Genomic DNA, 10,611 nt, shown 5'->3' with positions numbered 1-10,611 from the left:
CATCGCGCGGCGCACGCTGTCTTCGGTCGGCGTGGTGATGGCCTCGTCGAAGGCGTTGGTGTGCAGCGAGTTGCAGTTGTCGTAGATCGCGATCAGCGCCTGCAGCGTGGTGCGGATGTCGTTGAACTGGATCTCCTGCGCATGCAGCGAGCGGCCGCTGGTCTGCACGTGGTACTTCAGCTTCTGGCTGCGTTCGTTGGCGCCATAACGGTCGCGCATCGCCACCGCCCAGATGCGGCGCGCCACGCGGCCCATGACCGTGTACTCCGGATCCATCCCGTTGGAGAAGAAGAACGAGAGGTTCGGCGCGAAGTCGTCGATGTGCATGCCGCGCGCGAGATACGCCTCGACGAAGGTGAAGCCGTTCGACAGCGTGAACGCCAGCTGGCTGATCGGGTTCGCGCCGGCCTCGGCGATGTGATAGCCGCTGATGCTCACCGAGTAGAAGTTGCGCACTTGGTGGTGCACAAAATACTCGGCCACGTCACCCATCACCTTGAGGCTGAACTCGGTCGAGAAGATGCAGGTGTTCTGGCCCTGGTCTTCTTTCAGGATGTCGGCCTGCACCGTGCCGCGCACGTTCTGCTTGACCCAGGCGCTGATCTTCTGCGCTTCGTCGTCACTCGGGTCGCGGCCGTTGTCTGTCTTGAACTTCTCGATCTGCTGGTCGATGGCGGTGTTCATGAACATCGCCAGGATGGTGGGCGCCGGGCCGTTGATTGTCATGCTGACGCTGGTGCTCGGGCTGCAGAGGTCGAAGCCCGAATACAGCACCTTCATGTCGTCGAGCGTCGCGATGCTCACGCCCGAGTTGCCCACCTTGCCGTAGATGTCGGGGCGCACGGCCGGGTCGTTGCCATAGAGCGTGACGCTGTCGAAGGCGGTGGACAGGCGCTTGGCCTGCATGCCCGAGCTGAGCAGCTTGAAACGGGTGTTGGTGCGAAAGGCATCGCCCTCGCCGGCAAACATGCGCGTCGGGTCTTCACCTTCGCGCTTGAAGGCGAAGGTGCCGGCGGTGTACGGGAAGCTGCCGGGCACGTTGTCGAGCATCAGCCACTTGAGTATTTCGCCGTGGTCTTCATAACCCGGCAGCGCCACCTTGCGCACCTTGGTGCCGCTCAGCGTGGTAGTGGTGAGCGCGGTGCGGATCTCCTTGTCGCGGATCTTCACCACGTACTCGTCGCCGGCGTAGGCCTGCTGCATCTGCGGCCACTGGTCGAGCAGCTTCTTGGCATGCGGGTCGAGCCGCGCCTCGCGCTCTGTCGCCAGGGTGGCGGCGGCCGAGGCGGCGCGCGGTTTGTCGGGCTTTCCTTCGTGCAGCATGCGTGAGGCGGCGCGCAGTTGTTGCACCTCGCGGGCGAGGCGGGCTTGCTGGATGGCGTTGCGCTTGTAGGCGCGCACCCCGTCGCTGATCTCGGCCAGGTAGCGCACGCGCGCGCCAGGCACGATGGGCACCTGGTGGGTGCTGTGGCGGGTGGCGGCCGTGGGCAAGCTGCCGGGTTTTGTCTTCATGCCCAGCGCGGCGAGGCGGGGCAACAGCGCCTGGTACAGCGCCGTCACGCCATCGTCGTTGAAGCGGCTGGCCATGGTGCCGAAGACCGGCATCTCATCAGGTGATGTGCCAAAGGCCTCGCGATTGCGTTGCACCTGCTTGGCCACGTCGCGCAGCGCGTCGGCGGCACCCTTGCGGTCGAACTTGTTGATGGCCACGAACTCGGCGAAGTCGAGCATGTCGATCTTCTCCAGCTGGCTGGCGGCACCGAACTCGGGCGTCATCACGTACATGGGCACGTCGACCAGCGGCACGATGGCGGCGTCGCCCTGGCCGATGCCCGAGGTCTCGACGATCACCAGGTCGAAGCCCGCCACCTTGCAGGCGGCCAGCACGTCGGGCAAAGCCTGGCTGATCTCGCTGCCGAAGTCGCGTGTGGCCAAGCTGCGCATGAAGACGCGCTGACCGAATTCCGTTCGGGCTGAGCTGGTCGAAGCCATGGTGGCAGTTCGCTGCACTTCGACAGGCTCAGTGCGAACGGAGGCATGCCACGGTGCGATCGCGTTCATGCGGATGCGGTCGCCGAGCAGCGCACCGCCGCTCTTGCGGCGCGAGGGGTCGATGCTGATGACGGCGATGTGCAGGCCATCCCCCTGGTCGAGGCGCAAGCGGCGGATCAGTTCATCCGTCAAAGATGACTTGCCGGCGCCACCGGTGCCGGTGATGCCGAGCACCGGGGTTTTGGTCTGCGTTGCGGCGCTGTGCAGCGCGGCTTTCAGCTCGGCCGAGGCCTTGCCGTTTTCCAGCGCGGTGATCAGTTGGGCCAGCGCACGCCGATGCGCCTCGGTCTGCCCTTGCACTTCAGCGAGCGCCTGCGGCGCGTGCACCGACAGGTCGTGATCACATCTCATGACCATCTCGCCGATCATGCCTGCCAGACCCATGCGCTGACCGTCTTCAGGGCTGTAGATGCGCGCCACGCCGTAGCTTTGCAGCTCGGCGATCTCACTCGGCACGATCACGCCGCCGCCGCCGCCAAACACCTGGATGTGCGCGCCGCCGCGCTCGCGCAGAAGGTCGACCATGTACTTGAAGTACTCGATGTGGCCGCCCTGGTAGGAGCTGATGGCGATGCCTTGCACGTCTTCTTGCAGCGCGGCCGTCACCACCTCGTCGACCGAGCGGTTGTGCCCGAGGTGGATCACTTCGGCGCCCATGCTTTGCAGGATGCGCCGCATGATGTTGATGGCCGCGTCGTGGCCGTCGAACAGGCTTGCGGCCGTCACGAAACGCACCTTGTTCGTGGGCCGGTAGGCGGCCAGCGCCTTGAATTCGGCTGAGAGGTCGGTCATGCGCTTGTCTCCAGCGTCTGATTTGTCAGGTGATCTTCTTGATCTTGGCCAGTGCCGGGTCGTCGGGCGGGTAGCGCAGTTTCAATGACTGAAACACCTGCTTCATCACCGTGGCGATCATCAGGTTGCGGTGGGTCTTGGAGTCGGCCGGCACGATGGTCCAGGGCGCCCAGGGGGTGCCGGTGGCCGAGATGGCGTTGGCGTAGGCCTGCTGGTAGGCGTCCCACTGCTTGCGCACCTCGATGTCGCCAACGGCAAACTTCCAGCGTTTGGTCGGGTCGTCCAGCCGCTCTTGCAGGCGCAATTTTTGTTCTTCCTTCGAGATGTGCAGCATGAACTTGCAGACCACGGTGCCGGTCTCGCTGAGCATGCGTTCGAAGTCGTTGATGTGGGCGTAGCGCTGCTTCGTCTGCTCGGGCGTGATCCAGCCGTTGACGCTGGGCACCAGCACGTCTTCGTAGTGGCTGCGGTTGAAGATCATCACCTCGCCGTTGCCAGGCACCCGCTGGTGGATGCGCCACAGGTAGTCGTGCTCGCGCTCCGGCTCGGTGGGTGCCTTCCAGCCGATGGTGTGCACGCCGAGCGCGCTCATCTGGCCGAACACGCCGCGCAGCGTGCCGTCTTTGCCGCTGGTGTCGGTGCCTTGCAACACGACCAGCAGCTTGAAGCGGCGGTCGGCGTAAAACAGGTCTTGCAGCGTGTCGAGCTCTTTGGCCAGCGCTTCAACCGCGGCCTTGTCGGCCAGCTTGTCGCCGGTGGAGTAAGGCTTGGCTCCCGGCGAGATGCCCGCCAGATCGAAGGCCGCCGGTTTGGCCCCCGCCTTGGCATGCTGGAAAGCCTTCAATTCGCGCTGGGATGCGGCCACGGTTTCTCCATCAGTTGTAGTTGACGTATACGTCAATTGGTGAGTGTATCGCCCTTGCCCGAACACCCGCACCCGGGGGCGACCCGAGGGGCTTCCCCGGCCTGGAAAACCGGGTTTGGCGGCACAATCCCTCTCCACAAGCGGCCCGCTGGTCGAGGCCGGAATCGAAAGTTCGAGGAGTGCACCGCGTGGCTACGATCAAGGTCCCTGTCAAGACACCCGAAGCCGTGGCTGAACTGAGCAGCCGCCAACGCAAGCTGAGTCAGCGTCACCGGACCGTGCTGTTGCTGGTCGATGGCCGCCGGGCAGAAGATGAGGTACGCCAGTTGGCCATTGCTGCCGGCTCGCCCGACACCGCTTTTGACGAGTTGCTCGACCTCGGCATGATCTCCCGGCCTGCACCGCTGGAGCCGGTGCCCGTCAAGAAAGCTGCGCCGGTGGAGAGCCGGCCCGTGCCACTGGAGTCCTTATCCGACCGCGCGCCGGCCGCCATGGGGGCGCCCGATTCGGTGATGAGCCTGCTGCCGGCGTCGCTCAGCCTGCAGCCCGAGTCGCATCTCGACTCATCGCTCAACGAGTTGCCGGGTGCTGCGATGGACGCGCTCGAGTCCGAGCCCTTCGACGTGCAGGACGAAGCCCTCGAAGAGGCCCGCGCGATCCTGCTGCGCGCCGTGCGCGCTGAAGCGCCGGTGGCCGGCTCGCTGACCATGTTGCGCCTGCGTCGCGCGCGCACCCGGGAAGACCTGGAAAGTCTGCTCGAAGAGGTGGAGTCGCGCATCTTCAAACCCTTCAAGGGTTTGTGGGCCTCGCAGACCATGGCCCGCGTGCGCGAACTGCTGTCCACCCACCCGCCTTTGTCTCTGCCATCTTCTTCCTGAGATACTGAGTCGATGAGTTTTCTGGCCATCGACGTGGGCAACACGCGCCTGAAGTGGGCCTTGTACACATCACCCCAACCGGGCGCCGCCGTGATGGCGCATGGCGCGGTTTTCCTCGAAACCATCGACCAGTTGGCCGAGACCGAGTGGAAGAACCTTCCCGCGCCCGCCAGCATGCTCGGCTGTGTGGTCGCCGGTGACGGCATCAAGCGCCGTGTCGAAGAGCAGCTCGAGATTTGGGACATCGACCCACGCTGGGCGGTGTCGTCCGCGCATGCCGCCGGCATCACCAACGGCTATGAGCACCCCGCCCGCCTGGGCGCCGATCGGTGGGTTGCGATGATCGGTGCCTGGCACCACGTGTGCGCGCGCGGCGCGGCGCGGCCGGTGCTGGTGGTGATGGTGGGCACGGCGGTCACGGTCGATGCGGTCGACGAGACCGGCCGGTTCCTTGGCGGCCTGATTCTGCCGGGCTTCGGTGTGATGCAGGCCGCGCTGGAGATGGGCACAGCGGGCCTCAAGGTGCCCACCGGCGAGGTGGTCGACTTCCCCACCAACACCAGCGATGCGCTGATGAGCGGGGGTGTCAATGCGATGGCCGGCGCGGTGGAGCGCATGTACCGCAAGCTGCGTGTACGCACCGGGCAGGAACCGGCGCTGTTGATGTCGGGTGGGGCCTCGCCGAAGCTCGCGCCCGTGACCGATCTCAAGTTCGAGACCGTCGATCGGCTGATTTTTGATGGCTTGCTGGCGATGCAGTCACACCGGCTTGCACTTTGAGACGCTGGTTTCCCTGCCGGAAAAAACCTGTGCCGTGCACTGCCTTCACAGGATGTAGCGCGACAAATCCTCGTTCTTCGCCAGATCATTCAGCTTCGCATCGACCTCGGCGCCTCCGAGCGTCACGGTCTGGCCCGAAAGTTTGTGGGCGTCGAAGCTCACCTCATCGAGCAGCCGCTCCATCACCGTCGACAGGCGGCGTGCGCCGATGTTTTCAGTGCGCTCGTTCACGTCGTAGGCAATCTGCGCCAGCCGGCGGATCGCTTCGGGCGTGAGTTCGAGCGTCACCCCTTCGGTGGCCAGCAAGGCCTGGTACTGCTTGACCAAGCTGGCGTGGGTCTGTGTGAGGATGGCCTCGAAGTCGCTCACGCTCAGCGAGCTGAGTTCGACGCGGATCGGAAAGCGCCCCTGCAGCTCGGGGATCAGGTCGCTCGGCTTGCTGAGGTGGAACGCACCCGAGGCGATGAACAGGATGTGGTCGGTTTTCACCATGCCGTACTTGGTGCTGACGGTGGTGCCTTCGACCAAGGGCAGCAGGTCGCGCTGCACACCCTGGCGTGAGACATCGGCACCACTGCCTTCAGAGCGTGAGGTGACCTTGTCGATCTCGTCGAGGAAGACGATGCCGTTCTGTTCGGTGTTGTCGAGAGCGCGCGTCTTGATCTCGTCTTCGTTGACGAGTTTGGCGGCTTCTTCTTCGGTCAGCAGCTTGATCGCTTCGGCGATCTTCACCTTGCGCTGCTTGCGCTTGTTGGGGCCGAGGTTGGCAAACATGCCCTTGAGTTGCTCGGCCATCTCGTCCATGCCGGGCGGGCCCATGATTTCGAGCGTGGGCTTGAGGTCGGCCACTTCGATCTCGATCTCTTTGTCGGCCAGACTGCCTTCGCGCAGGCGCTTGCGCATCACCTGGCGGGCGGTGTTGTCGGTGGCGGGTGTGGGGGACAGGCCGAAGTCGCTGCGCGGGGGAGGCACCAGGATGTCGAGCACCCGGTCTTCGGCGGCGTCTTCGGCGCGCGCACGTTGTCGGCGCATCGCGTGCTCGCGCTCTTGCTTGACCGCCATCTCGACCAGGTCGCGGATGATGGTGTCCACATCTTTGCCGACGTAACCCACCTCGGTGAACTTGGTCGCCTCGACCTTGATGAAGGGTGCGTCGGCCAGCTTGGCCAGGCGACGCGCGATCTCGGTCTTGCCCACACCGGTGGGGCCGATCATCAGGATGTTCTTGGGCGTGATCTCGGCGCGCAGGTTCTCGTCGACCTGCTGGCGGCGCCAGCGGTTGCGCAAGGCGATGGCGACCGAGCGTTTGGCGGCGGCCTGGCCAACGATGTGGCGGTCAAGCTCCGAGACGATCTCCTGCGGGGTCATGTTGAAGCTCATTCGAGGGTCTCGATGACGTGGTTCTGGTTGGTGTAAATGCAGAGATCACCGGCGATCTCGAGCGAACGTTTGACGATGTCTTGCGGGGACATGTCCGTGTGCTGCAAGAGCGCGCGGGCCGCAGCTTGCGCAAACGCGCCGCCCGAGCCGATGGCCACGATGCCCAGCTCCGGCTCGAGCACGTCGCCGTTGCCAGTGATGATCAGCGAAGCCTCCTTGTCGGCCACCGCGAGCATGGCCTCCAAGCGGCGCAGCACGCGGTCGGTGCGCCAGTCCTTGGTCAGCTCAATGGCGGCGCGCACCAAGTGGCCTTGGTGCTTTTCCAGCTTGGCCTCGAAGCGCTCGAAGAGGGTGAACGCGTCTGCCGTGGCGCCCGCAAAACCGGCCAACACCTGGTCGCGGTACAGCTTGCGCACCTTGCGAGCCGTGGCCTTGACGACCACGTTGCCCAGCGTCACCTGGCCATCGCCGCCAATGGCGACCACATTGCCGCGGCGCACGCTCAGGATGGTCGTGCCGTGATATTGATCCATAAGGTGCTCAGATTCGGGCGAAGCTCGTAGGTTCAAGAGCAGGCCTTCAATACTCAGGCCGAACGAAGGTGGGTGCGAGCAAAGCGAAGCACACATCGAGCAACGCCCGCGGAACCGGCTTTGCCGGGCCGCCAGGCGGCGCCCCTTGGGGGCAGGAGCGCCAGCGACTGAGGGGCTAAACCACGCGTACTTTCACTTTCGCGTGCTCGTTGATGCCCATCGCCCCGAAGAACAGCGCCACCAGGCGGTGCGATTCGGAGAAGGTCACGGCGCGGTTTTCGCTGCGGCGCGCCAGCACCCAGTTGAGCAGGTCACCGGCTGCGATGAAGTCGACACGGATCAAACGTGCGCAAGACACATTGACGATGGTCGCCGTGCCCAGCTCTTCGTTCATCTTGGTCAACGTGGCGCTGATGTCGCCGACCAGCTGCCCGGAGAGTTCGACACGGGCCACCTGCACCATGCCGGGCTCATCGATGATCTGTGACTCCTGGAAGGTGGTCGACACATCACTGATCACCGACATCGGCGGCGACTGCGTGCTCACGCTCGCGCCGCTGATGCGGGCCTGGCAGGTGGCAGGCTCCCAGGAAGGAGGCGACACCTCGTAGGTGACGCAGTAGTCGATGGCGGCTTCGTCGAACTGGTCGGCGCGGTTGGCCATGCGTAGCACGTCGAGGCGCAGTTGCCAGAACACCGGGTCGGCATCGCGCACGCCGGTGGGGGCAGCGTCTTGCAGCACTTCGATCAGGCGCTCGCCACTGAGCCAGCGCATGTCCAGCGTCTGCGGGATCCAGCCGCGAAACAGCTCGCTCAGGCGGGCGCTGCCTTCGGCGTCGATGCCCCTGAGCGCGCTCCAGTCGAACACCCAGGGCAACGGCATCTGCAGGGTCTGCGAGCGCAGCCTGGCCACCGCTTCGGCGTCGACGTTGGCCGGGCAGACCCAGCCCACCTGGCCGTCGATGCGGGCGCGTGGTTGGCGCTCTTCGCTGGCGGCCTCGGCCACCATCTTGGGCATGGAGAACCATTGCGGTGCCGACCAGCCAAACGCTTGTGCGTAGTCGATGGCCAGGCTTTCGAACTTGTGCTGCTGGCCGATCGCGCGGTACAGGTCGAACAAGGCCAACCAAGTCTCGGCGTGCTGGGAGCGGCCGCCACCCGAGCCGGTGAGGCCGGCCAGCGACTGTTCGCACAGTTCGAAATCGGCGTTGGCAAAGGCGATCACGGCTTCGTCGAGGTCGGGGTCGTGCGCCACCTCGCTCAACTCCGCAAACTGGCTGCTGAGCGCGGCGGGGCCGGTGTCGAGGTCGAGTGGTGCCAGGCCGGCGCCCGGGGCCACCGTGGCGGTCGGCACCGATCGCAGCACCGGCGGGGCGGCGGGTGCACGAGATTCGCTGCCGCGCGGCCGGTTGGGGCCTTCATCAGGCTGCGTGCGGGCATAGCCCATGGCCGCAGGCTGGGTGGGTGCTTCGTAGAACTGCGGCGTGCGGCGAGGTGAGGGCGAGGCCAGGCCGTCGCCCACCATCTGCTGCTCGATCTCGTCGATCTTGGCCTTGACGCCGCTGTCGGGTTTGGCGCCGCTTTCCTGCATGCGGGCTTCGGAGTCGTCGAGCCGCGATGAGCCACCCAAGGCCGCCAGTTGATCGCCGGTGAGGCCTTCGCGACGCACCTTGCGCAGCATGTCGAACTCGCGCTTGCGCACGAAGTCGTTGCGCCGCTTGCGCTCGATCATGGCCTTCAGCTCGGACTTGGCGTATTCGCTCTCGCGTGCGTCTTCAGCAGGCACACCGAGCTGAGCCCAGTCGGTGGCCGGGTTGGCCACGAACTTGACAACCTTTCGGAAAAAGCTGCTGCTGTCTTTCGGATCCGCCATGTCGGAGAAGGGTCGTGGGCGGCGACGGTCAGTCGCCGAACATCTTCTGCTTCAGCTCGCGCCGTTGCTGGGCTTCGAGGGACAGTGTAGCGGTCGGGCGGGCGATGAGGCGGCCCAGGCCGATGGGTTCGCCAGTTTCGTCGCAGAAACCGTAGTCGCCCGCATCGATTCGGCCGAGCGACTGCGAAATATTATTCAGCAGTTTTCGCTCACGGTCGCGGGTGCGCAGCTCCAGGGCATGCTCTTCTTCGATGGTGGCGCGGTCGGCCGGGTCGGGCACGATGGAAGTGTCTTCGCGCAGGTGCTCGGTGGTTTCACCGGCGTTGCTCAGCAGGTCGTCCTTCAGCGTTTGCAGCTTGACGCGGAAAAACTCCAGCTGCTTCTCGTTCATGTACTCACCTTCGGGCATGGCGAGGATCTCGGCTTCGCTCAGGTCGCGACCCGACTTGGTCTTCCAGGCGTTGGCCAGCTTCGGGTCGGCCTTGTGCGCCGTTTTGGTGATGTCGATCAAGAGAGAGTTCATCTGACGGGTGGGCGGCCGCGGCGGAGCAAAGCGGTCGGCGAATCGGGACGTGGCCGGCGGAACTGGGGCCGGCGTGGATGCGGCAGCCGAGGCACGGGCTGCGGCAGACAACTTGGGTTGGGGCACTTTGACGGGCTTGACAGCCACGACAGGTGCGGGAGCGGGTACGACAGGTTTGGTCACGGCAGTTGGTTTGACGGGTACGGGCGCCGGAGCCGCCTTGGCCACCGGTTTGGCCGGGGCGATAGGCTTTGCGGCCGGCTTGGGCGCAGAGAAGGGCTTGGCTGCAGCTTTGGCTGCGACCTTGGCGACAGGTTTGGTGGTTTTTGCGGGGCTGGCTTTGGCGGTGGGCTTGGGGGCGGGTTTGGCGACGGGCTTGCTGGGTTTGGCCGGGACTTTGGGCACAGGCTTCTTGGCCGCCTGCGCCGGCTTTTTGGCCGCTGGCTTGGTGGGAGTGGGTCGCTTAACCGGGGTTTTGCTCACTGAAGTCTCCTCGCAACGGCGGTTATACCCGCTCTGCGCAGCTCTGAGTGGCCCCGCAGCCCCTGTTGGGCGCCGCGGATTGTAGCCACGTTGTTTGCCGCTGCGTCTGCATATTCAAAGCCAGCTCAAACCAGGCACTGCTCCAGGCCTTGTTCAAGGATTTCACGGGGCAAATCGAGCCCGATGAAGACCATCTTGCTGCCCTTTTTCTCACCCTTCGCCCAGGCTGGGCCCAGGTCACTGCCCATCAGCTGGTGCACGCCCTGGAAGATGACCTTCTTGTCGGACCCCTTCATATAGAGAACACCCTTGTAGCGCAGCATCTTGGGGCCGTAGACCTGCACGATGGAGCCCAGGAAGTCTTCCAGCTTGGCCGGGTTGAAGGCCTTGTCCGACTTGAAGACGAAGGATTTGACGTCGTCGTCGTGCGCATGGTGGTGCGGGTGGTCGCA

9 protein-coding genes are annotated in these 10,611 nt (G+C 65.0%); 2 read left to right on the top strand and 7 right to left on the bottom strand.

The window, feature by feature from the left end:
• Together icmF and RMO40_RS15640 are read right to left on the bottom strand one after the other, a co-directional pair.
• Positions 1-2,844 (bottom strand): fused isobutyryl-CoA mutase/GTPase IcmF (gene icmF / locus RMO40_RS15645; RefSeq protein WP_309723290.1); only part of this gene is annotated, 2,844 nt, incomplete at its 3' end.
• A gap of 25 nt (positions 2,845-2,869) precedes the next feature.
• Positions 2,870-3,688: a PPK2 family polyphosphate kinase gene (locus RMO40_RS15640; RefSeq protein ID WP_489660176.1), complete on the bottom strand. Its 819-nt coding sequence runs from the start codon at positions 3,686-3,688 to the stop codon at positions 2,870-2,872.
• Positions 3,689-3,897: 209 nt separating this feature from the next.
• Between RMO40_RS15640 and RMO40_RS15635 the strand changes: the two genes are divergently transcribed.
• Both RMO40_RS15635 and RMO40_RS15630 read left to right on the top strand, forming a co-directional pair.
• On the top strand, positions 3,898-4,587 hold the full coding sequence (locus RMO40_RS15635) for a hypothetical protein (RefSeq protein WP_309723283.1): 690 nt from the start codon (positions 3,898-3,900) through the stop codon (positions 4,585-4,587).
• Positions 4,588-4,599: 12 nt separating this feature from the next.
• The gene (locus tag RMO40_RS15630; protein ID WP_309723280.1) at positions 4,600-5,367 is read left to right on the top strand and encodes a type III pantothenate kinase; all 768 of its coding nucleotides are present in this window, start codon (positions 4,600-4,602) and stop codon (positions 5,365-5,367) included.
• 45 nt (positions 5,368-5,412) lie between these two features.
• On the opposite strand, the gene hslU is transcribed toward RMO40_RS15630, so the two are convergent.
• The 5 genes from hslU to RMO40_RS15605 form a co-directional block, all read right to left on the bottom strand.
• Positions 5,413-6,747, bottom strand: coding sequence for an ATP-dependent protease ATPase subunit HslU (gene hslU, locus RMO40_RS15625; protein WP_309723279.1), 1,335 nt, complete (start codon positions 6,745-6,747; stop codon positions 5,413-5,415).
• The gene (gene hslV / locus RMO40_RS15620; RefSeq protein WP_309723277.1) at positions 6,744-7,280 is read right to left on the bottom strand and encodes an ATP-dependent protease subunit HslV; all 537 of its coding nucleotides are present in this window, start codon (positions 7,278-7,280) and stop codon (positions 6,744-6,746) included. The genes hslU and hslV overlap by 4 nt, the downstream gene beginning before the upstream one ends.
• A 175-nt stretch (positions 7,281-7,455) precedes the next feature.
• On the bottom strand, positions 7,456-9,153 hold the full coding sequence (locus RMO40_RS15615) for a hypothetical protein (RefSeq protein WP_309723275.1): 1,698 nt from the start codon (positions 9,151-9,153) through the stop codon (positions 7,456-7,458).
• 28 nt (positions 9,154-9,181) lie between these two features.
• Positions 9,182-9,676, bottom strand: coding sequence for an RNA polymerase-binding protein DksA (gene dksA / locus RMO40_RS25530; protein WP_489660175.1), 495 nt, complete (start codon positions 9,674-9,676; stop codon positions 9,182-9,184).
• A gap of 608 nt (positions 9,677-10,284) precedes the next feature.
• On the bottom strand, positions 10,285-10,611 hold a 327-nt coding region (locus RMO40_RS15605; protein ID WP_309723273.1), incomplete at its 5' end, for a GTP-binding protein.

It is taken from the genome of Rhizobacter sp. (genome assembly GCF_031412075.1).
In the GTDB taxonomy this organism is placed as follows: Bacteria; Pseudomonadota; Gammaproteobacteria; order Burkholderiales; family Burkholderiaceae_C; genus Rhizobacter.
Note: the sequence above shows the minus strand (reverse complement) of the source record. Positions and strands in the feature narration are given on the sequence as shown.

Coding starts and splice junctions, on each gene's coding strand:
- RMO40_RS15630 (WP_309723280.1), top strand. CDS start 4,600: ATGAGTTTTCTGGCCATCGACGTGGGCAACACGCGCCTGAAGTGGGCC.
- hslU (WP_309723279.1), bottom strand. CDS start 6,747: ATGAGCTTCAACATGACCCCGCAGGAGATCGTCTCGGAGCTTGACCGC.
- hslV (WP_309723277.1), bottom strand. CDS start 7,280: ATGGATCAATATCACGGCACGACCATCCTGAGCGTGCGCCGCGGCAAT.
- RMO40_RS15615 (WP_309723275.1), bottom strand. CDS start 9,153: ATGGCGGATCCGAAAGACAGCAGCAGCTTTTTCCGAAAGGTTGTCAAG.
- dksA (WP_489660175.1), bottom strand. CDS start 9,676: ATGAACTCTCTCTTGATCGACATCACCAAAACGGCGCACAAGGCCGAC.